Annotated in this window: 16 protein-coding genes; 9 read left to right on the top strand and 7 right to left on the bottom strand. The window is 46.0% G+C overall.

Annotation, left to right across the window (positions count from 1 at the left end; all coding sequences use genetic code 11):
- Positions 1–33: 33 nt before the first annotated feature.
- Positions 34–2364 (bottom strand): LPS assembly protein LptD, encoded by a 2331-nt coding sequence (gene lptD / locus PQQ36_RS12415; protein WP_011078739.1) that lies wholly within the window; start codon positions 2362–2364, stop codon positions 34–36.
- A 147-nt stretch (positions 2365–2511) separates the two neighbouring features.
- Between lptD and djlA the strand changes: the two genes are divergently transcribed.
- On the top strand, positions 2512–3375 hold the full coding sequence (gene djlA / locus PQQ36_RS12410) for a co-chaperone DjlA (protein ID WP_011078738.1): 864 nt from the start codon (positions 2512–2514) through the stop codon (positions 3373–3375).
- Between the two features lie 84 nt (positions 3376–3459).
- Here djlA and PQQ36_RS12405 read toward each other — a convergent pair whose 3' ends face one another.
- The 5 genes from PQQ36_RS12405 to leuA all read right to left on the bottom strand — a co-directional run bounded on the left by PQQ36_RS12405 (position 3460) and on the right by leuA (position 9135).
- On the bottom strand, positions 3460–4242 hold the full coding sequence (locus PQQ36_RS12405) for a DUF547 domain-containing protein (RefSeq protein WP_273661580.1): 783 nt from the start codon (positions 4240–4242) through the stop codon (positions 3460–3462).
- Between the two features lie 133 nt (positions 4243–4375).
- Positions 4376–4978, bottom strand: coding sequence for a 3-isopropylmalate dehydratase small subunit (gene leuD / locus PQQ36_RS12400; RefSeq protein ID WP_011149402.1), 603 nt, complete (start codon positions 4976–4978; stop codon positions 4376–4378).
- 11 nt (positions 4979–4989) lie between these two features.
- A complete protein-coding gene (leuC, locus tag PQQ36_RS12395; RefSeq protein WP_011078735.1) occupies positions 4990–6390 on the bottom strand; it encodes a 3-isopropylmalate dehydratase large subunit in 1401 nt (466 codons plus the stop codon).
- Positions 6391–6409: 19 nt separating this feature from the next.
- Positions 6410–7501 carry a 3-isopropylmalate dehydrogenase gene (gene leuB / locus PQQ36_RS12390; RefSeq protein WP_011149404.1) on the bottom strand — a complete coding sequence of 364 codons (1092 nt, stop codon included), beginning with the start codon at positions 7499–7501 and terminating at the stop codon, positions 6410–6412.
- A gap of 86 nt (positions 7502–7587) precedes the next feature.
- On the bottom strand, positions 7588–9135 hold the full coding sequence (gene leuA, locus PQQ36_RS12385; RefSeq protein WP_011078733.1) for a 2-isopropylmalate synthase: 1548 nt from the start codon (positions 9133–9135) through the stop codon (positions 7588–7590).
- A gap of 600 nt (positions 9136–9735) precedes the next feature.
- On the opposite strand from leuA, the gene PQQ36_RS12380 reads away from it, so the two are divergent.
- From PQQ36_RS12380 to PQQ36_RS12345, 8 genes are all read left to right on the top strand, one after another.
- Complete coding sequence (locus PQQ36_RS12380) at positions 9736–10503, top strand: SH3 domain-containing protein (protein WP_061059103.1); 768 nt, start codon at positions 9736–9738, stop codon at positions 10501–10503.
- A gap of 225 nt (positions 10504–10728) precedes the next feature.
- On the top strand, positions 10729–11277 hold the full coding sequence (locus PQQ36_RS12375; RefSeq protein WP_170861649.1) for a phosphatase PAP2 family protein: 549 nt from the start codon (positions 10729–10731) through the stop codon (positions 11275–11277).
- Between the two features lie 4 nt (positions 11278–11281).
- A complete protein-coding gene (locus PQQ36_RS12370; protein ID WP_017421251.1) occupies positions 11282–12328 on the top strand; it encodes an MJ1255/VC2487 family glycosyltransferase in 1047 nt (348 codons plus the stop codon).
- 352 nt (positions 12329–12680) lie between these two features.
- The gene (gene leuO, locus PQQ36_RS12365) at positions 12681–13640 is read left to right on the top strand and encodes a transcriptional regulator LeuO (RefSeq protein WP_103169987.1); all 960 of its coding nucleotides are present in this window, start codon (positions 12681–12683) and stop codon (positions 13638–13640) included.
- 187 nt (positions 13641–13827) lie between these two features.
- On the top strand, positions 13828–15633 hold the full coding sequence (locus PQQ36_RS12360) for an AMP-dependent synthetase/ligase (protein WP_039552554.1): 1806 nt from the start codon (positions 13828–13830) through the stop codon (positions 15631–15633).
- 458 nt (positions 15634–16091) lie between these two features.
- Complete coding sequence (locus tag PQQ36_RS12355; RefSeq protein ID WP_011078727.1) at positions 16092–17816, top strand: acetolactate synthase 3 large subunit; 1725 nt, start codon at positions 16092–16094, stop codon at positions 17814–17816.
- A gap of 1 nt (position 17817) precedes the next feature.
- A complete protein-coding gene (ilvN, locus tag PQQ36_RS12350) occupies positions 17818–18312 on the top strand; it encodes an acetolactate synthase small subunit (RefSeq protein ID WP_011078726.1) in 495 nt (164 codons plus the stop codon).
- A gap of 152 nt (positions 18313–18464) precedes the next feature.
- Positions 18465–20345, top strand: coding sequence for a sensor domain-containing diguanylate cyclase (locus tag PQQ36_RS12345; RefSeq protein WP_039552556.1), 1881 nt, complete (start codon positions 18465–18467; stop codon positions 20343–20345).
- A gap of 480 nt (positions 20346–20825) precedes the next feature.
- Here PQQ36_RS12345 and PQQ36_RS12340 read toward each other — a convergent pair whose 3' ends face one another.
- Positions 20826–21488 (bottom strand): GntR family transcriptional regulator, encoded by a 663-nt coding sequence (locus PQQ36_RS12340; protein WP_011149413.1) that lies wholly within the window; start codon positions 21486–21488, stop codon positions 20826–20828.
- Positions 21489–21642: the final 154 nt, after the last annotated feature.

The following is a 21642-nucleotide window of genomic DNA, read 5'->3' as shown; positions in this document are numbered from 1 at the left end:
GTTTTGTCTCTTTCGATAAGGTCATCAAAAGTACTAATTATTCAGATAGAAAGGGCGACCGTAGGTAATCGCGTTATCTGTGCTATCCAATTCTTTTGCAGCAGTTTCTGCTTTGTTCTTAGTAGCAAAACCTTGAATACCAAAGTTTACGCTAATGTTGGTATCGTAGACCGGATTGTTACTATCGCCGCCGACCACATCATTGCGCCATTTCACTAATTGGTTGGTGTAAGTAAAACCGATATACCAACAATCTGATTGGTAACGCAAACTAGCCATCCATTCCAAGTCGATCTCTTCGGTCAAATCGTAATAATACTGACCGCTCGCAGACCAATGGCGATTAATATTGTAGGCCCCAACAATCCCCGCTTGTGAAATGCCTTTGCGGGTAATCTTGTCTAACTCATCAAAGCTGATGGTATCTTCGATGTAATCTTTGGTGACATAGCGATAATTACCTTGAATAAAGCCATCGGTAAACTGGTATTCCAAGGTGCTGTTGGCCAACTGCATCGCATTGAGATCGATGTCGTATTGGATGCCTCCGTGATAGAACAAAAAGTCTTCGTAGTTGAAATCGGTCTCTACGGCCCAAGAGGAATAGTTTGACGTTTCTTCTTGGTTACCAGTCAATTTGGTTTTCTTGTCAATGTAGTAAATTTGACCGAAAGAGATGTTCAAACGCTCTTTGTACTCATCGTCAAAGAAGCGAGTACTGGCACCATAACTCAGTTGGTTTGCTGCGGCGATTTTGTCGATACTACTGTACTTACGACTGCGGAAGAGGCCGTAATAATCGGTTTGTAGCAGCGTCGTATCGTAGTTGTAGATATTGCCCTGTTCTTCTTCCGGTACATAGAGGTACTGAATTTGTGGCTCCAAACTTTGCGTGTAGCCTTCAAAGAGTTTCGCTTCACGCTCAAGATAAATACGAGCATGAGAGCGGTATTCAGGAATGACACGCGCAACGGTTTCATCCAACTGAGACTTCAGCGTTGGGTCGGTTAATCTATCAAGATCTTGCTGATAGTAGGTGGCTAAAAGACGTGCTTCGGTCGTCCATGTTGCCCAACTGGTCGAGAGGGGAATGGTTAAACCTGGCTCTACGTGCGCACGCAGTGCATTCGGTTTCGAGGCATCTTGAATGTCAAATTGCGTTAACTCACTTTTAACGTCAAAGTTGAGATAATTGCCAAGCAGTGGAGTGTAAAAGTTGAACTTCACCTGCGGCAGCAGTCGATAAGGTTGATTGTTATCTTGCAATAAGATTTGGAAATCTCGCACTTGCAGCGACATATCCCAAAAGTCTGAGCGGTAAGCCACTTTGCCTTGTTGCATCAGTTGACCGTCTTCTCGGTTACCTAGATCGGAGCTCAAGTCCCGGAAGTAATCGATATCACTGACTTGAGAGTAGTCGAGAGAAACCAACCACTGCTTATTGATGATGCCATCATGTTTGTACTGATAACCCCAACGATCTTCATCGTTGTATTTTTCATCCCCAGGTAAGTATTCACCTTTGAGTTCACCAGCCCCCCAGCCATCGCTTAGATAGCGGAAGTCAGCATCTTGCTTCACCCCACGCTGTTGCATGTAGAGTGTAGTGAGCGTTAAATCGTAGTTAGGTGCAATGTTCCAGTAGAAAGGAACTTCGATTTCTAAACCATCGCTAGAACCATAGTTCACTGATGGGAAAAGAAAACCCGTTTTACGAGTATTGCCGATCGGTAGAGTAAGGTAGGGAGCATAAAAAACCGGTACGTCGAGCACTTCAAACCGTGGGTGGTAGAACGTTGCGGTTTCTTCATTTTGATCAACTTCAATACTGGATGCGACCAAACGCCATGCGTTGTCATCCGCAGGACAAGAGGTGATAGAGCCATCTTCTAATTCGTAAACCGCTTGGCCTGTTTTTGCGATGTAGGCAGCTTGGCCTCGTCCTTGCTGGCAAAGAAACTGATATTCAGTATTTTCTAGCGAGAAGGTCTCTGACGTCATATTATTGGTGACTTTGCTAGAGCTTGCTTTGACTTCGCCATCATTGAAAGTGACATTACCTTCTGCCACAACAATGTTTTCTTGTTGATGCAAGGTGACCGATTCTGCCGTAATTTTTTTGTTGCCTTGAGTGACTTCAACATCGCCCGAGTAAATGGCTTTGTCACCATTGATGGCTTGCAGGTTATCCGCTTGAATCACGATTTCAGCATTCGCATCATTTTTTTCAGCGTCGACCAAGCATTGATCTGTAGTGGGCATTTCCTGCACACTGTTGTTTAATATCGCTTCAGCTTGAGCGTAGGGGGCAAACAGAGCGGTGGCAATTGAAGCCGCTAAAAATGTCCGGGAGAAATGTTGCATTAAAGGAACTATCCTATGTCACTGCTGCTCGATGGCTCTATGATGGCCATGGTGAAAAAATGATTGCCTTATCATAAAGGAAATCCGTGCTTCCAGCACTATATGACCGTCAATGACGGGAAAAATTCATAGATAGAGAACTCACAAATGCAGATTTTTGGCAAAATTCTTGGTGCCTTTTTTGGTTTTTTGTTCGGCGGGGTGTTTGGGGCGCTGTTCGGTTTATTTATTGGTCACCAGTTCGACAAAGCACGACGCTTGAGTCAAGCGGGCTTTAAAACCGCAGGTTTTGGCCAAGGACCAAGTCAAGCTCAGCGACAAGAGGAGTTTTTTAAGTCCGCTTTTGCTGTTATGGGGCATGTAGCTAAAGCAAAAGGCCAAGTCACCAAGGAAGAGATCCAACTTGCCAGTGCAATGATGGATCGAATGAGCTTGCATGGCGAACAGCGCAGAGCAGCGCAAGATGCGTTTCGTGAAGGTAAAGAACGTGATTTCCCTCTGGAACAAGTCTTAGAGAGAGTTAAAATTGCCACTAGTGGCCGTTTTGATTTATTGCAGTTCTTTTTGGAATTACAGATCTCTGCGGCTTTTGCCGATGGCGATGTGCATCCAAGTGAACGAAATGTATTGCACAAGATTGCGCGAGGTTTAGGATTTTCGTCTGAACAGCTCGAGCGTCGTTTGCAGATGCAAGAAGCGGCATTTCGTTTCCAACGTCAGGGCGGATTTGGGGGACAACAGCATCAATCTCATCACTCATCTTCTCACGGTGGCTGGCAGCAAGCGTCGCAAACTGACCGTCTCGCGGATGCCTATAAGATCTTGGGCATTGACGCCAATGCCGATGGCAAAGAGGTGAAGCGCGCATATCGTAAGTTAATGAATGAGCACCACCCTGATAAATTGATGGCAAAAGGTCTACCGCCAGAAATGATGAATATGGCGAAAGAAAAATCGCAAGAAATTCAAAGTGCTTACGATCTTATTAAGAAAGAAAAAGGCTTCAAGTAACCAACAAAAAAACAGGACGATGAGATCGCCTGTTTTTTCTCATTCATGTAAAGAGAGAAAGGCCGTATTTCGGCCTTTCTGCGTTTATTGGGCTTGGTTGAGATTCCAGTCATAGTCGTACTCGATTTGACCAGAAAAATCTTGATACTGTGGCGCATAGCGGCCAATGTGGGAAAATAATCCCGCTTTTCCACCAAAATCATCCGCAAACCAATCGTATATTGAAGAGAGCTGCGCTTTATTACCTTGTCGTGATACGCCTTTGGCACTATTGATAAACTCTTTCGCTGCCGCATCGAGCAAAGCCGGCGTGTTATCGGCTGTAAAGGCTTGCGGTTGCAGGTTAGGACAACCTAGGCTGGCGCAATTGACCGCATAATGGGTGCGAGGATCATTCCAGATCGGGCGCAAAATACGATGTTCGATGTCGTTGAGCGTTAATGGCTTGCTATTGATGGTGATGACTTCTTCATTCCACGGTCCAAAGCTAAACAAGCCACCTAACTTGGTAATAGACGTGAGCGGATAATTGTCGAGGATAAGATCAACGGTAATCGCATTGTAGAGATTCACCCAATAGGCATATTGCTCTGCGCGGTTGAGTATCAGCGGATTTTGCTTAGCCAGCGTAGCAAGGTATTGTTTAAGAGCCTGGTGGTCTTGTGTCGACACTTGGGCATAGTGAAAAAGTGTATTTTCGCCTTGGCGAATCAAATAGCGATCGAGCAGTGTTTGCCAAGCTTGATGAGACACTTTGATGGTGCTCTGCTCGTCGGATGGTTGCCAATATGGCCAAAGATCCGACTTTGGTGCCGCGTAACTCGCAACAGAAAATAAGGTGAAAATCAGCAGTAAATATCGTCGCATCGGGAAATATCCTCTACAAAGCATAGTGTTTTAGTTTGATATAGGACCGTGACAAACGACGATCAATTTCATCGCCAGCAAACAAAATGGGAATAGCATGCTATTCCCATTGTTATCTAACTCAATGCAGAAATTAGCGCAGAAACGCAGGAATATCTGCTTCAAAAGCGGCGATCTTGTCCTCATGTTGTAGGGTCAAACCAATGTGGTCTAAACCATTCAACAAGCAGTGACGACGAAAGTCATCGATCTCAAATGAGTATTCTTTGCCATTTGCGCGCACTTTCAACGCTTCAAGATCTACTTCGATTTGTGCCCCTTCCGTCGCTTGCACATATTGGAACAGTTCATCGACTTCTTGTTCAGTTAAACGAACAGGCACCATTTGGTTATTGATCGAGTTGCCGTAGAAAATATCGGCAAAACTCGGTGCAATCATCGCACGAATGCCATAGTCAGCCAGTGCCCAAGGGGCGTGCTCACGTGAAGAGCCACAACCGAAGTTCTCTCGTGCCAGCAGGATAGAGGCACCTTGGTAACGCGCGTGGTTCATGACAAATTCTGGATTGGGTTGTTCGCCCGCATCATCAAGAAAACGCCAATCATGGAAGAGGTGTTTGCCAAAACCTAAGCGAGAGACTTTTTGTAGAAACTGCTTGGGAATGATCGCATCGGTATCCACGTTCGCCGCATCAAGAGGAACCACCAAACCGGTGTGTTGTTTAAAACCTTGCATGTGTGTTCCCCTTATTTCCAATCTCGAATATCAACAAAATGACCAGCAATTGCCGCCGCGGCAGCCATGGCTGGGCTCACTAGATGTGTACGACCATCACGACCTTGGCGGCCTTCAAAGTTACGGTTTGACGTTGACGCACAGCGCTCATGTGGCCCTAGACGATCATTGTTCATTGCCAGGCACATAGAGCAACCAGGTAGGCGCCATTCAAAACCCGCTTCTTTGAAAATGACATCCAAACCTTCGGCTTCGGCTTGCGCTTTGACTTGCTCAGACCCTGGAACAATCAGCGCTTGAACGTGTGATGCTACTTTGCGCCCTTTGGCAACGACAGCGGCGGCGCGCATATCTTCGATACGTGAGTTTGTGCAAGAGCCGACAAAGACTTTGTCGACTTTGTATTCGGACAGCGATTTACCCGCTTCCAGTCCCATGTACGCCAGTGCTTTTTCGGCGGACGCTTTTTCAACGGGATCGCTGAAGCTTTCTGGTGCTGGAATGGGCTCATCTACGGCAATCACCTGGCCTGGGTTCGTGCCCCACGTCACTTGAGGTTTGATATCGGCAGCGTTTAACGTCACCACAGCATCAAACTTAGCGTCTTCATCGGTTTTGAGTGTTTTCCAGTATTCAACCGCCGCATCCCAATCTGCGCCAGTTGGCGCGAATTTACGACCTTTGATGTAGTCGAAGGTGGTCTGGTCTGGTGCGATCAAGCCTGCTTTGGCACCCAACTCAATTGCCATATTGCACACGGTCATGCGGCCTTCCATGGAAAGGTCTGTAATTGCTTCACCACAGAACTCCACCACATAGCCCGTTCCACCCGCTGCGGTGGTTTTGCCAATGATGGCAAGGACGATGTCCTTGGCGGTGATACCGTCAGCGACTTTGCCTTGAACTTCTATTTTCATGGTTTTGGCGCGCGCTTGCTTAAGGGTTTGTGTTGCCAGCACGTGCTCGACTTCAGAAGTACCAATACCAAATGCCAGCGAACCAAACGCACCGTGTGTTGCGGTGTGAGAATCACCACAGACAATGGTCATGCCTGGTAAAGTGATGCCCAATTCTGGCCCCATAACATGCACAATGCCTTGATATTTATGGTTGATGTCGTACAAGGTGACGCCGAATTCCTGACAGTTTTTGATCAGGGTTTCCATCTGAATACGGGCCATTTCACCAGACGCATTTATGTCTTTGGTGGTGGTGGATACGTTATGATCCATGGTCGCGAACGTTTTGCTCACTTGACGCACTTGGCGCCCCTTTTCACGTAAGCCATCAAACGCTTGTGGAGAAGTCACTTCATGCACTAAATGACGGTCGATATATAGGATCGGCGTCTCACCTTCTGCGGCAACCGCGACGTGTGCTTCATAAACTTTTTCGTATAGTGTTTTGCCCATTGCTCGAACTTCCGTGTTTTTATGAATTTAGAATGTATTGTGCGATCTTATCGCCCATTTCAGCGGTCGATAGTGCTGGTTTGTCACCGGCAAGATCGGCAGTCAGTTCACCGGCGGCTAGCGCTTGAGAAACCGCGTTTTCAATGTCTTGTGCTGCGGCCTCTTCACCAAGGCTATAACGTAGCATGAGAGCGGCTGAAAGGATTTGCGCGACCGGGTTAGCGATGTTTTTCCCTGCGATGTCAGGCGCACTGCCACCTGCAGGTTCATACAGGCCGAATTTGCTTTCGTTTAGGCTTGCTGATGGCAACATGCCCATGGAACCCGTGATCATTGCACACTCGTCCGAAATAATGTCGCCAAAGATGTTAGAACAAAGCATGACGTCAAACTGCGCAGGATCTTTGATCAACTGCATCGTTGCGTTGTCGATGTACATATGCGATAGCTCAACATCTGGGTAGTCTTTAGCGATCTCTTCGACGACTTCACGCCATAAGATAGAACTTTGCAGTACATTGGCTTTGTCGATAGAGCACACTTTCTTGCGGCGTAGGCGAGCCGACTCGAAGGCAATCTTCGCAATGCGTTCAATTTCAAAGCGGTGATAAATTTCTGTGTCGTACGCTTTTTCGTTGGCGCCTTCACCTTCACGGCCTTTGGGTTGACCGAAATAGATACCACCAGTTAGCTCACGCACGACGACAATATCAAAACCACGGCCCGAGATGTCGGCACGCAATGGTGAAAATGCTTCTAAGCCACTGTGAATTTGAGCAGGGCGAAGGTTGCAAAACAGCTGGAAGTGCTTACGTAGCGGTAGGAGCGCGCCACGCTCTGGTTGGTCGTTAGGTGGCAAATGTTCCCACTTAGGGCCGCCTACTGAACCAAACAGCACCGCGTCTGACTCTTCACATGCGGTTACCGTGCTTTGGGGGAGTGGACAGCCATGATTATCAATCGCAATACCGCCAACGTCGTGCTCTTCACGTTCGAAGTGAATCGCGTGTTTTTTCTCAATCGCATCCAGCACTTTGTGTGCTTGAGCCATTACTTCTGGGCCAATACCATCGCCAGGTAAAACGGCGATTTTGTAAGTTTTGTCTGTCATGTTAATCCTTTAATTATTGAATTTTATTGTGCTGTGTTGCAGCGAATTATGGGCGTTCCGAGCACAATGAAGTGCTCGGAATACAGTTATACGGTTGCGATTTTTTTCTGTTTCATTTCGGCAATTTCGTCGGCACGATGAATGCTGTTGATAACGTGCAGCAATGCCTGACCTGATGCTTCAACGATATCCGTTGAGATACCCGTACCGTGGTACTTACGGCCTTTGTAATTGGCGATAATGTCTGCTTGGCCTAAGCCGTCTTCACCTTCCCCTTTGGCAGTGAGATCGAACTTGTCCAATACGATGTCGTAGCCCGTCAGACGGTAGATACATTGGTATAACGCATCGACAGGACCATTACCAACGGCTGCTTCGCATTTCTCTTCATCGCCACACAACAGTTTAATGCTGGTGGTCGCCATCACGCTGCCTGATTGCACGCTTAGGTAGTTCAGCTTGTAATAATCATCTTCTTCGCGCAGGTTAGAGAAGTGCATCAGTGCTTCTAGGTCATAGTCGAAGACTTGTCCTTTGCGATCCGCTAGTTTTAGGAAATCTTGGTATAGCGCATCTAAGTTGTACTCATCTTCCTTATAGCCCATGGCATCCATGTGGCTCTTCACCGCAGCACGGCCACTGCGACTGGTTAGGTTCAGCGCTTGGTTCTTCAGGCCAATCGACTCAGGCGTCATGATTTCGTAAGTGTTCTTATTCTTTAGCATGCCATCTTGGTGGATACCGGAAGAGTGGCTAAAGGCATTGGCACCGACAATGGCTTTATTGGCTTGGATTGGCATGTTGCAAAGTTGGCTGACCAACTTACTGGTACGATGGATTTCTTCGTGGTTGATGCCTGTTCGAACCCCTAGTAACTCTTGACGAGTTTTGATGATCATGGCGATCTCTTCTAGAGAGCAGTTACCCGCTCGTTCACCAATGCCATTGATTGTCCCTTCGACCTGACGAGCTCCAGCTTGAACAGCAGCAATGGAGTTGGCGACAGACATGCCTAAATCATCGTGACAGTGAACTGAAATGATCGCTTTGTCGATGTTCGGTACGCGGTTAAATAGGGTTTGGATAATGCCGCCAAATTCGCTTGGTACGGTGTAGCCCACGGTGTCTGGGATATTGATGGTACGCGCGCCCGCATTTATCGCGGCTTCTACCATGCGGCAAAGATTGTCGATAGGCGTACGTCCGGCATCTTCGCAAGAAAATTCCACATCGTCCGTGTATTTGCGAGCATGTTTTACTGCTCTAACGCCCATTTCAACGACATCATCGTAGCTACGACGTAATTTGTCTTGCACGTGAATGGTCGAGGTGGAAATAAAAGTGTGGATACGAAATGCTTCTGCCACTTTCAAGGCTTCAGCGGCGGCATCAATGTCTTTTTCTACGGCGCGAGAAAGGGCACATACGCGGCTGTTTTTAATATTACGAGCGATGGTTTGTACGGACTCAAAATCACCAGGAGAAGAAACCGGGAAGCCTGCTTCGATCACATCAACGCCAAGTCGTTCAAGCGCATAAGCAATCTGCAACTTCTCTTTTACCGTTAGGCTCGCTGATAACGCTTGTTCGCCATCACGTAACGTGGTGTCGAATATAATTACCTGATCGTTCATGTTCGCTTCCTTTTCTCGATAGTTAATCGATTTCTTCTGGTCAATGTTGTGTTTGGATATAAAAAAGCCCGCATCGATGTGCGGGCTAGTTGTTATTCTGTGTGGTTTATTTTTCTTCCACAGCCTACCCGCGCGATCTTGTCACGATGAGGAGGAGGTTCAGTAGGAAAGAAAAATGTGCTGTCATCTTGTTAAGCATTCCACAAAATTAAGTTAACAGATTAGTACCGCACTCAGTGTGGCGCGTCAACCCTAAAGTTGATTTTTTATTCATATCCGATCAGTTGAGCGATAAAAATACGATTTGTTGGAAAAAACAACGTCAGAGCCCTCTAGTGACGTCGTTGTCTGTGGCATTTCTGCTCTCGGCGATTATTGGATAGCAAAGATTAAGTGAGAGAGTTAACGAGTTGTCGCTACGTAATGTGACATCACTGCTAAAGCGTTTGCTTTCATACTTTTCTAATACTTGCCCGAAACGGTGTTCGCCTAGCACTATTGGGCACTAAGAAAATGAAGGTGTACCGATTATTCCGGGTTGGCTGGCGCTTAGCGCTCGATGGAACAAGAGTTTAAGTGATGAAGAGAAGGGAGAAGATAATGTCTAATAAATCGGCTTGGTATGCAGTGTTAACATTGAGCTGCTTGACGTTACTTGGCTGTCAATCAACCAGTACCGAAAGAAAAGTAAGCAGTGTCTCTTCGGCACAATTATCTAAAAATGCAGAAGTATTACAACAGCAGCTTGAGTTGACGTTGAGCTCTCAGGAACAGAAAACCTTCCTAACCGCAATGGCGACTTTGTTGGAAAGCGAGAGTTCTGAAATGGCTGGTGGGGAGGAGAAAGAAGGGTTGAAGGCGTCACAATGGCGTATTGCTTCTTCTGATCCTAAAACCAAAACGTTTCTTGTCGGGACTGACGTTTACCCCGGAGTAACATTAAAAGGGGAACTGTCTCTACTGGATTTGCCATTCAGTGCCACCACGGTGGTTAACCTACGCTCAGCTCCATCTGCGAAATCAAATAAAGTAGGGCAGCTGCAAACGGGAGATGTCTTCATCGCGTTGGCAAAAGTCCCCGGCGCACCTTGGTTGTTAGTCGAGAGACAGGGAATGATTGAAGGCTATGTACATCAAGGTTATGTGCAAAGCCGTATCGAACCGCGTGACATTTTATCGGTGAAGCCCAATGCAGCGTTAACGCCGAAAACCCGATCAGCAAGCCAAAAAATATTGTGGACAGGCAGTTATCAATGTCGTGATTTACAGTATCAGCTCAATGGTGCCAATCAGGCTCGCTCAGGCAATTTGATGGCATGTCGAAAAGACAAAAACATTTGGTATATACAGTCAATTGATCCCAGTTAATTTTCGCGATGGCGATTTCTTCTCTTTATTGATCGCAAAGAGAGCACTCTGTTCGTGCTCTCTTCGTTCTTCTCCTCTTCCTTTGTCCCTCTCGCTATCTTCTTGATCGCCCAAGCCTTATCAAGGATTCTGGGCGTTGTCACTAAATCGCCAAATTCCTTTCATGGGATTGTCACTCTGGTTTCCTAGCTTAGTAGCAGGAGAACGACATTCAGGATGGCAACAATGAAATCGATCAACACGCTGCGTCTGCCGATACAACGTATTGCAGACTTTGACTTTGCGCTTTCTAGCTTTTGCTTAAAACATAGATTCAATTACCAAGTGGCAACCATCAGCAAAGCGATTTCCCACAGTGGCGATGGGCACCTTTACGCCTTGATTGGACTGGCCGCATGGCTGGCTATTCCTTCACTAGGAACGTGGTTTTTGCTCTGTGGTTTGCTGGCCTTTATCATTGAGTTGCCCATTTATTGGGGGCTCAAAAACAGCTTCAAGCGCCGTCGCCCAGAAGAGTACAGTGCCTATTTGCCCGCTTTTATCACCCCTTCAGATCGCTACAGCTTGCCCTCTGGTCACACCGCCGCAGGGTTTGTCATGGCCACCATCACAAGTTACTTCTTCCCAGAGTTGACATGGTTTGCGTTTAGCTGGGCGACCCTGATCGGGTTGTCACGCATTTTACTGGGCGTGCATTTTTTTAGTGACATTGTGATTGGTGCTCTGCTCGGTCATGCCTGTGCCACTTTGGCCTTGATTCTTGTGATGGAGTGAGCCTATGAAAATTCTGTATGGCGTACAAGGCACGGGGAATGGTCATATCGCCCGTGCTCGGGCAATGGCAAACGCTTTTGCGGCGCAGCATTGCCAAGTGGATTTTCTTTTTTCTGGTCGAGACCCGAAGCGCTATTTCTCCATGGAAGCCTTTGGCCAGTACAAAACGTGTCGAGGGCTCACCTTTGCGACGAAAAATGGCCGTGTGGATTATTGGCAAACTGCGCTCGAAAACAGTTTATTGACTCTGAAGCAAGAAGTGCAGCAGCAAGATCTTAGTCAGTATGATTTGGTGATCAGTGACTTTGAGCCCGTTTCGGCGTGGGCTGCTAAACGACAAAACAAGCCCTGCATTGGGCTTAGTCATCAAAATGCGTTTCGTTATTCTGTGCCATTGCGGGGGGCATCATGGCTCGATAAGCAAGTACTGCGTCATTTTGCTCCTGCTAACATTCATTTAGGTTTGCATTGGTACCATTTTGATCAACCGATCTTACCGCCGATTGTTCACACGCTTTGTTACCAAACCGAGCAAAGCGATGCGATTCTGGTTTATTTACCCTTTGAACAGTTGGAATCCATTTGCGAGTTGTTGTGGCGTTTTAAATCGCAGTCATTCATCTGTTATCACCCAGATGTGCTCGCGGAAGAAATGGAAGGCAATATTTCACTCCGTGCGCTCGATCATCATTCATTTCAATTAGATTTACATCGTTGTAAAGGGGTGATCGCGAATGGTGGTTTTGAGCTTCCTTCAGAAGCGTTGACCTTAGGTAAAAAATTATTAGTGAAACCACTTGAAGGGCAATTTGAGCAACAAAGCAACGTGGCGACCTTAGAAACTCTTGGCTTAGCGACGGTGATGGACACCTTGGACAGTCAGGTTGTGCGGCGTTGGTTGCAAGACGCGTTGGCGGAAAAAGTCATTTATCCTCAAGTGGCGCCAGCGATTGTCGAATGGATACTCAAAGGTGAGTGGTCATGTCATCAAACGCTGTGTGAGCAACTATGGCAACAAGTCGACTTTCCCAGTTACGTGTCAATTTCATAACGCTAATATTGACGAGATTGTTGGGTTTGGTGGTCAAACAATAGTTGCAGCAAATGCTTTAAGGGGGTTAAGTGATGAGACATCACTTAGCTCAATAATTGCTACTTATGAGGGTATTTCTGTTTTTTATAGTTTTTTAGGTTTTACTTAAATATATGTTTTTAATCAACAAAAATGATAATTGGCTAAAATATTGTGATTAATTATCAATCTAGTTGCTAAACATCAATGAATTCAATGATAGTGAGCTGCGCCCTGAGAGTGATGAGGGCGATAAATATAAGAAATACAGGTTATCTATTCCTGACTATCAAATTCAAATTTGTTGACCGTTACACGAGAGGCGCACTAGATGTTAGATAAAAAAGATGCGATGAGCGCGATTGCCAGCTATCGAATGGAAAGTACTTTACGCGGAGTGGATCTCAACCTACTGACGGTATTTGATGCCGTTATGCAAGAGCAAAATATTACTCGCGCAGCACATAATTTAGGCATGTCACAGCCTGCAGTGAGCAACGCGGTTGCTCGCTTAAAAGTGATGTTTAATGATGAGCTTTTCATGCGTCAAGGCCGTGGTATTCAACCGACCCAGCGTGCTCGTCAATTATTTGGTCCAGTCCGCCAAGCGCTGCAATTGATCCGCAATGAATTACCAAGTTCTGTATTCCAGCCTGAGTCTTCAACTCGTCTGTTCAAACTGGTGATTTGCAGCCCATGTGATATGCGTTTTGCACCACGCATTATGGCAGACATTCATAACAAAGCGCCTAATGTACAATTGCATTTGGATGCAGAGTTTGATCGCATGCTCTCTGAGCGTATGCGCTATCAAGAAATCGACTTTGTGATTGATTACGCACGTTTTGACGAGCAAGGCTTCTCAAGCACAGAGATCTTCAAAGATGAACTCGTGGTTGTGACGTCTAAGCAGCATCCTCGTATTCAAGGTAAAGTGACAGAAGCGCAGTTGATGCAAGAGCGTCACGCGAAACTGTCTCGCATTCACGGCCAACGCAGCTTCTCTGAGCAAGCGTATCGCGATCTGGATGTGGCAGCGTATTTTGAAGGCACAAGCTTGAGCAACGTTCTGTATGTGGTTGGTCAATCTGAGCTTGTGACGATCGCGCCTCGCTGGATTGTGGAAAATGCGGCAAACAACGCGCAGCTACAGATTCTTGACTTCCCATTTGAAAATCGTGAAATCAGCGGTTTCTTAAGCTGGCACGAGTCATCAGAAAAAGACAAAGGCCACATTTGGCTGCGTGATCTGCTGATGGTGACATGTGGCGAAGTGGTTGCTGCGGTATAACCGACACGGCCTGTTACAAATTGGATGCCCTCATTGAGCCTTGGCCATGAGGGCATTTTTTTATCTTGTTATTGATGATTCTCTCTAATTGAGCATAAGTTTGACCCTCATCAGTTGCGTTTTTTGTTCCCACCGCTACACTGTGCCCGCAAATAGAGCTTACATGTGTAAGCCAAAGGTAAGAGACATGGCCAATTTAGATTTTCACATCGTAAAACGAATTCGTAAGCAGATTGCACAAGGTGCGGAGCGAGTTGCGCTCAAGCATAAAGTTGGTGCAGTTTGGCAAGGTATTAGCTGGAAGCAATTTGGTCAGCAAATTGATGAATTATCCCTAGCGTTGCTTGCGCAGGGCATTGAAGTCCAAGATAAGATCGCTATCTTTTCTAATAACATGCCGCAGTGGACGGTGGCCGATTTTGCGGCCCTACAATTACGTGCTGTCACGGTCCCGATTTATCCAACCAATACGGCAGCTCAAGCGGCTTATATTCTGCAAAATGCCGACGTTAAAGTTCTGTTTGTGGGTGAACAGCCACAATTTGACGCCGCAGTGAAAATCTTCGATGAGTGTGAGCAACTGAACCTGATTGTCGCCATGTCAGACGATATTGATTTAGGCGAACATCACTTTGCGATCCATTGGAAAGCATTCATTCAACAAGGTCAACAAGAGGCCCGTGCTGAGCTCGAACGACGTTTAGAACAGGCAAATTTTGAGGATTTGCTGACGCTAATCTATACCTCTGGCACCACGGGGCAGCCGAAAGGGGTGATGTTAGATTATGCCAACATTGCCGCTCAATTAGAGGGACATGATCGACGCTTAAGCCTGACAGAAAACGACGTTTCGCTTTGTTTCTTGCCGTTATCACACGTTTTTGAGCGCGCTTGGACCTTTTACGTTCTTTATAAAGGCGGTACGAACTGTTATTTGCAAGATACCATGCAAGTTCGTGACGCTCTGAGTGATATCAAGCCAACAGTGATGTGCGCCGTGCCGCGCTTTTACGAGAAGATCTTCTCTGCCATCCATGAGAAAGTCTCTCGTGCGCCGCTGATGCGCAAAATCATGTTTACCTGGGCGGTGAACATGGGCGCGAAGATGTCCGTGTGTCACCAAGAAGGTCGCCAGCCTTCATTGATGCTGAAAAAAGCCCATGCGTTGGCGGATAAGCTGGTGTTGTCAAAACTGCGTGCCCTGCTGGGGGGCAACATCAACTTTATGCCATGTGGTGGTGCAAAACTGGATGAAACCATTGGCCGTTTCTTCCATGCGATTGGTATCAACGTGAAGCTGGGCTACGGCATGACCGAAACCACAGCAACGATTTCATGTTGGGATGACAAGTGCTTTAACCCCGACTCTATCGGCATGGCGATGCCGGGCGCACAAGTAAAGATTGGCGAAAACAACGAAATTTTGGTTCGTGGTCCGATGGTGATGCGTGGTTACTACAAGCTCCCAGAAGAAACGGAGAAAACGTTTGATGAACACGGTTTCCTTAAAACGGGCGACGCGGGTCACATTGATGAGCACGGCAACCTGTTCATTACCGATCGTATCAAAGAGCTGATGAAAACGTCTGGAGGCAAATACATTGCCCCGCAGATGATTGAAGGTGCGATTGGTAAAGATCATTTCATTGAGCAAATCGCGGTGATTGCGGATACACGCAAATTCGTTTCAGCGTTGATAGTGCCTTGTTTTGACTCTTTGGAAGAGTACGCCAAAGAGCTCAATATTAAGTATCACGATCGCGTTGAATTGATTAAGCATCACCAAGTTGTTGAAATGCTGGAGAAGCGCGTTAACGATCTGCAGAAAGAGCTGGCGAAATTTGAACAAGTGAAGAAGTTCAAGTTGCTACCAAAAGCATTTTCTATGGATGAAGGTGAGTTGACGCCAACGCAGAAATTGCGCCGTAAGGTGATTAACGACAAGTATCAAGACGAAATCGAAGAAATGTATTCAGAAAAGAAAGAGAAATAAGCTTTTCTGTCGAACATTGACGTCACATTGATCCTTGATGAACCTCACTGAGTGTGAAACGCCAGTGAGGTTTTTTCGTCTTTGACGCCTGTAGGCAGGCGTTGCCTTGTATTGTCTAAAATAGCATTCTCGCCGTCAGAACTGAGTGAGGTGTGAATTTTTGTTCTTTTTTAACGAAGAAATATGGTTTTCATCCTGTTTAATGGCCTTTGGCCGCGATCTATTCCTTATTAAGTGCTAATAAATAGCATCTTGTTTAAATTTCGATCTATCTCTCATTAGACCTGCTGATAATAAAAAGTTACATTTGTTGCGTTACCTTGCTCTTTGTTATGACAAAGGCAGGACATAGCAAAAATGAAGTTTTTTCGAATTAGGCTACAAATAAGCCCTAAACTATGTAAAACCAGCCCATTAGATTGACCTTATTTAATGGAAACTGGCTAAGGAGAAGCACTATGACAGCAATGTTGTCAGGCGCAGAGATGGTTGTTCAATCTCTGATCGAAGAAAACGTAGAGCAAATTTTTGGTTATCCCGGTGGTTCAGTACTGGATATTTATGATGCTCTTCACGCCAAAACTGAACAAATCAAGCATGTATTAGTTCGTCATGAACAAGCCGCGACCCACATGGCTGATGGTTATGCTCGTGCCACGGGCAAACCTGGCGTTGTCCTAGTTTGTTCAGGACCAGGCGCAACGAACACCATCACCGGAATTGCCACGGCTTACATGGATTCCATCCCGATGATCGTTATTTCAGGAAACGTACCCAATAGCTTAATTGGTAATGATGCTTTCCAAGAGTGCGATATCGTTGGTGTTTCTCGCCCTGTGGTTAAACATAGTTTCCTCGTTAAGCGTGCGGAAGACATTCCTGAGACCATCAAGAAAGCATTTTACATTGCCACGACAGGCCGCCCTGGCCCTGTGGTGATTGACTTACCAAAAGATGTGATGAACCCGCTGATCAAATTGCCTTATGAATATCCTAAGTCAATCAGCATGCGGTCATACAAACCGACCACTTCGGGCCATAAAGGTCAAATCAAGAAAGCGCTAAAGGCATTACTTGAAGCGAAGAAGCCCGTTCTTTATATCGGTGGTGGTGCGATTATCTCAGGTGCGCATGAGTCGATCCTCAAGCTGGCTGAAACATTAAATTTGCCCGTTGTAAGCACACTAATGGGGCTCGGTGCTTTCCCGGGGACCCACAAAAACGCTCTAGGCATGCTCGGCATGCATGGTAAATATGAAGCCAATATGGCGATGCATAACGCCGATCTTATTTTTGGTGTTGGGGTACGTTTTGATGACCGTACCACCAACAACTTAGAAAAATACTGCCCTAATGCGAAGATCATGCACATCGATATCGACCCTTCTTCGATCTCGAAGAATGTCAAAGTTGACCTACCCATCGTGGGGTCAGCGGAGCAAGTGCTTGAGACCATGGTGACACTTCTTGAAGAGCAAGGCGCTGAAAACGATACGCAAGCCTTAGCGAGCTGGTGGGATGAAATTGAAGGCTGGAAAGCACGAGATTGCCTCGCCTACGACACCTCTTCGGAGCGCATTAAGCCACAGCAAGTGATCGAGACACTGCATAAGCTGACCAATGGGGATGCTTACGTTGCATCAGATGTTGGCCAGCATCAAATGTTTGCTGCGCTTTACTACCCGTTCAACAAACCGCGCCGTTGGATCAATTCTGGTGGTCTAGGCACGATGGGCTTTGGTCTGCCCGCTGGTATGGGGGTGAAATTCGCCATGCCAGAAGAAGAAGTGGTGGTGGTGACGGGGGATGGCAGTATCCAAATGAACATTCAAGAACTGTCGACTGCCATGCAATATGATATTCCGGTCAAAATTATCAACTTGAATAATCGTTTCCTAGGGATGGTGAAACAGTGGCAAGACATTATCTATCAAGGTCGCCACTCTAACTCATACATGAGTTCTGTTCCTGATTTTGCAGCCATTGCAGAAGCTTATGGCCATGTAGGTATTCGCATTGAAACCCCCGATCAACTCGAGTCAGAGCTTAAACGCGCCCTCGACATGAAAGATCGCTTGGTGTTTGTCGATATCAATGTGGATGAAACTGAGCACGTCTACCCAATGCAAATCAAAGGCGAAGGCATGGACAAAATGTGGCTAAGCAAAACGGAGAGAACTTAATATGAGACACATTATTTCGTTGTTAATGGAAAACCAACCGGGTGCCTTGTCTCGTGTGGTAGGGCTGTTCTCTCAGCGTGGCTATAACATTGAATCGTTGACCGTTTCACCCACGGACGATGAAACCTTGTCTCGTTTGAACATTACCACGATGACCGACGAGATGCAGTTAGAGCAGATTCAAAAGCAGTTACATAAACTGATTGATGTGCTGAAAGTCCAAGAGGTGACGGAGTTCGATCATATCGAACGTGAACTGATGATGGTGAAAGTGAAAGCCAGTGGTTTTGCTCGTGCAGAAGTGAAACGTACTGCGGATATTTTCCGAGGTCAGATTGTCGACGTTACGGCCTCGCAGTACACGGTGCAACTTGCAGGTACCAGCGAAAAGTTGGATGCTTTCATTCAGGCCATTTCTGAAGTCACGGAAGTGATTGAAGTTGCGCGCAGCGGTGTGGTCGGCATTGCTCGTGGAGAAAGAGCGCTAAAAGCGTAAGCTATCTCTCATCATGATGTAATGGCCACCGATAGGTGGTCATTATTATTGTGATTCCATAATCAATCTGTAGTGCCTGATGGCGATTAAATTGACTACTATCTATGCTATACTCCCGCGGTATTCTTCTCCCTGATAGGTAAAATTTACGAGTGAAAATCAGAAAGTTACTCGGCATTCTTATTTTGACCAGCGCTTTTTTCGCTGCACTCATTGCTATCTACTATCAGGATAAATACCAAGATCTGCTCAACGCCAATATTGAAAACACCGCGAAAGAAGCTCTCAATCAGCTCTCCTACACCGAGCGCGAATACAACAACCTGTATGATCAAGTTGCCTCGGTATTACAACTACTGACTTATAACCAAACCTTGACGGATTTCGTCGTTGATCCCAATCCTCAATCGGAAAGGGCGTTAATGTCTTTGTGGGAATCTGTGGTGGTCAATCAAAAGTGGTATACCGAAATCCGCTTGTTGGACACGGAAGGGATGGAGCAGTTGCGCCTCAATTACGACGTCAGCCGTAATTACTTTTTCCCTGCGGCGAAGATGCAAAACGATGCAAGCGAAGCCTATTTTGTCTATGCCAAGACACTCGAAAATAGCGAGATCGGGGCATGGGGAATCACGTTAGACACGCGAGATGAGCAATTAATTAAACCTTATGTGCCGGTTATTTCTATTTTTACTCCAGTTACGATACGCGGTGAGCGCAAAGGGTATTTGGCGCTAAATCTGAATGTGGATTACATCGCCGATCGGTTGAATTACTCACCCGTAAAAGATTTTGACATTGAGATCGTCAATGATCGTGGCTACTTCGTCATCAGTGAGGAAGAAGAAAAGCAGTTTGGTGACTTGCTGCCAGAGCGAGCGGCCTTTCGTTTCAGTGATCAATATCCGCAAGCTTGGCTGCAGTTTAGACACCAGAAAGCGGGTTACAGCTACGATGAGCAGGATTTAGTGGTTCATAACAGTGTTAGCTTTGGCCAAGACAGGGATCTCTACTTGCTGATCGATATGGATCAGCAGCAGTTAATGGAACGCTCGAAAATTGCCGTGAATGATCTTACGCGTGAAGCACTCTTTGTGTTGTGTTTGATCCTGGTTGTCGCACTGCCTTCTCTGACGATTGTACTGCACTATCGCCAGCGCAATTTAGAAAGTAAATTGGCCAGGGCGGCTTTGAATGGCATGACCGCCGTGATGATTTCAGACACTTCTCACCGCATCATTCTTGTGAATCATGAATTCGAAGTGATGTTTGGTCATCAGGGAGATAAGATTGAAGGGAAAAGCGCTCAACAACTGATCTTTTTGAATGACGAATTAGAAACCGTGATCAAAGCATGGAGCGAGTTACAAAAGAACGAGGTATGGGAAGGCGAGATCCGTTGCCAAACCAAGCTCAACCACATCATCACAGTGATCATGCGTATTCAGGCGGTGAAAAACTCTCTCAATCAAGTGAGCTACTACATTACTTCGCTGGTGGATATCAGTGCGCGCAAAGAACTTGAGGAACGTTTGAGAAACTTAAGTGAGCGTGATGAACTGACACAAATCTGGAACCGACGTAAATTTGAACAGCAGCTTGCTCAACATACCAGCTTGATCGAGCGCTATCCAGCGACGCCTATGGCATGTTTAGCCTTAGTCGATATCGATTATTTTAAGCGAGTGAATGATGAGCAAGGCCATGATGAAGGTGATCGTGTGATACGCGAAGTGGCTAAGATTCTTCAAAATGGCTTGAGAAACACCGATGTCTTAGCACGCGTTGGTGGTGAAGAGTTTGCCATCATCATGCCACATACCACCGTTTCCGCCGCGGAAGTGGTGTTAAATCGTCTGCGTGTCGCAGTGTCGATTTCCAAACAAGTCGATGTCACGATTAGCGTGGGCTATACCGAACTCACCTCCAACAGCACCCTCAGTTATAAGTGTGCTGATATTGCCTTGTACGACTCTAAAAGCTCTGGTCGCAACAAAGTCTCCCTCTGCTACAACGATGAAGATCTCGCTTAATCCGCTACGATGGAATTGTAACGAGATATATACAGTTAGACTAAAGTCTAATATGTGAGCAAAATTGAACTAAAATGGTTATTAAGTAAACTGTCACCCCTAAGTGAGTTTGCTGTGATTACTGTCATATTTGGTGGTGATAAACAGTAAGATCGGTCCAGTGCAGTTTGCCCTTGTCTTGAACGGAAACGTCGCGCGTTGCGTGTTTATAAGGAAATATTCAGTTCGGGCGCTAGAGGCAGAGTATGTTAAACCATTTTTTAGTTAGATTGACCATTGGAACCCTAGTGGTACTTGGATTTAAATTGAGCGCAATTTACTTCTTATTGTTGATCCTTTTGCTCAACACACATCACAAAGAGTTTTTTGGTTGGTAGATGCAAACGCAGCAGCTTGAAGCTGTCACTTCAAGTCGTTTGGGTATCACTCAAATAAAAAATCGGGGAATATCCCCGATTTTTTTGTTTCTGCAAAATGAAATTAAGCGGCTTGGATAGCGGATTCAATCATTTTCATCGAACTATCAAGATGGCTGTCTAAAAGGCGTGCCGCTTCTTCGGAATTTTTTGCCAAAGCAAGTTTCATGATCATCTCATGCTCTTCAATATCAAACAGAGAGTGCTTATTACCTTGATGTTGAGAGAGAGCAAAATAGCGGTAGCGTTTAATCTGATTGGCGAGATCTCTAAAGAAATCAAACATGTTTCTTGCTTCAGCGCCTGCAAGTAACGTGGTGTGGAAATGGTTGTGGCGCTCTTCCCATTCTGTCCAATCTGGTGTGGTGTCTAAATTCTGAGCACGGGAAAGTTTGTGATAAGCCGTTAGTACTTCAAGTTCCCAGTTTTCATTTCCGCAAGCGATTGCTTTTTTCAGCAAAACAGGAGCCACGACGCGTAGGCTTTCATAAAGATCGCGCAGTTCGTTTTCGCAGACTGGGGCAACCCAACAGCCTTTTTGTGGTTCAAGTTTGACGTATTTGCTCCAAGAGAGCTGCACGAGTGCTTCGCGGATTGGTGATGCCCCAACGTTGTACTTGTCTTTTAGATCCGCAACGACTAATTTTTGTCCTGGTTTCAGCTCGCCATGAAGAATATCCTGGCAGATCATTTTTGATACTTTGTCAGTTAGGGTCGGGCTAGACACAAGAAAACCTCATTGATAACAATATATTTTATTTAGTAAGAATGTGATTATTTTAACGGTACGCAATTCTGGTTGATAATATAGCGTACTGATTGTTATCGCAAGCCGTTTCATAAAAAAAGAGGGCCGAGGCCCTCTTTTTATTTTTTACAAA

The sequence above is a fragment of the Vibrio sp. CCUG 15886 genome (genome assembly GCF_028570825.1).
Classification (GTDB): domain Bacteria; phylum Pseudomonadota; class Gammaproteobacteria; order Enterobacterales; family Vibrionaceae; genus Vibrio; species Vibrio vulnificus_B.
This window is presented reverse-complemented; position numbering and strand designations above follow the sequence as displayed.

Excerpts from the sequence above, each read along its gene's own strand:
- lptD (WP_011078739.1), bottom strand. The coding sequence starts at position 2,364 with ATGCAACATTTCTCCCGGACATTTTTAGCGGCTTCAATTGCCACCGCT.
- djlA (WP_011078738.1), top strand. The coding sequence starts at position 2,512 with ATGCAGATTTTTGGCAAAATTCTTGGTGCCTTTTTTGGTTTTTTGTTC.
- PQQ36_RS12405 (WP_273661580.1), bottom strand. The coding sequence starts at position 4,242 with ATGCGACGATATTTACTGCTGATTTTCACCTTATTTTCTGTTGCGAGT.
- leuD (WP_011149402.1), bottom strand. The coding sequence starts at position 4,978 with ATGCAAGGTTTTAAACAACACACCGGTTTGGTGGTTCCTCTTGATGCG.
- leuC (WP_011078735.1), bottom strand. The coding sequence starts at position 6,390 with ATGGGCAAAACACTATACGAAAAAGTTTATGAAGCACACGTCGCGGTT.
- leuB (WP_011149404.1), bottom strand. The coding sequence starts at position 7,501 with ATGACAGACAAAACTTACAAAATCGCCGTTTTACCTGGCGATGGTATT.
- leuA (WP_011078733.1), bottom strand. The coding sequence starts at position 9,135 with ATGAACGATCAGGTAATTATATTCGACACCACGTTACGTGATGGCGAA.
- PQQ36_RS12380 (WP_061059103.1), top strand. The coding sequence starts at position 9,736 with ATGTCTAATAAATCGGCTTGGTATGCAGTGTTAACATTGAGCTGCTTG.
- PQQ36_RS12375 (WP_170861649.1), top strand. The coding sequence starts at position 10,729 with ATGAAATCGATCAACACGCTGCGTCTGCCGATACAACGTATTGCAGAC.
- PQQ36_RS12370 (WP_017421251.1), top strand. The coding sequence starts at position 11,282 with ATGAAAATTCTGTATGGCGTACAAGGCACGGGGAATGGTCATATCGCC.
- leuO (WP_103169987.1), top strand. The coding sequence starts at position 12,681 with ATGTTAGATAAAAAAGATGCGATGAGCGCGATTGCCAGCTATCGAATG.
- PQQ36_RS12360 (WP_039552554.1), top strand. The coding sequence starts at position 13,828 with ATGGCCAATTTAGATTTTCACATCGTAAAACGAATTCGTAAGCAGATT.
- PQQ36_RS12355 (WP_011078727.1), top strand. The coding sequence starts at position 16,092 with ATGACAGCAATGTTGTCAGGCGCAGAGATGGTTGTTCAATCTCTGATC.
- ilvN (WP_011078726.1), top strand. The coding sequence starts at position 17,818 with ATGAGACACATTATTTCGTTGTTAATGGAAAACCAACCGGGTGCCTTG.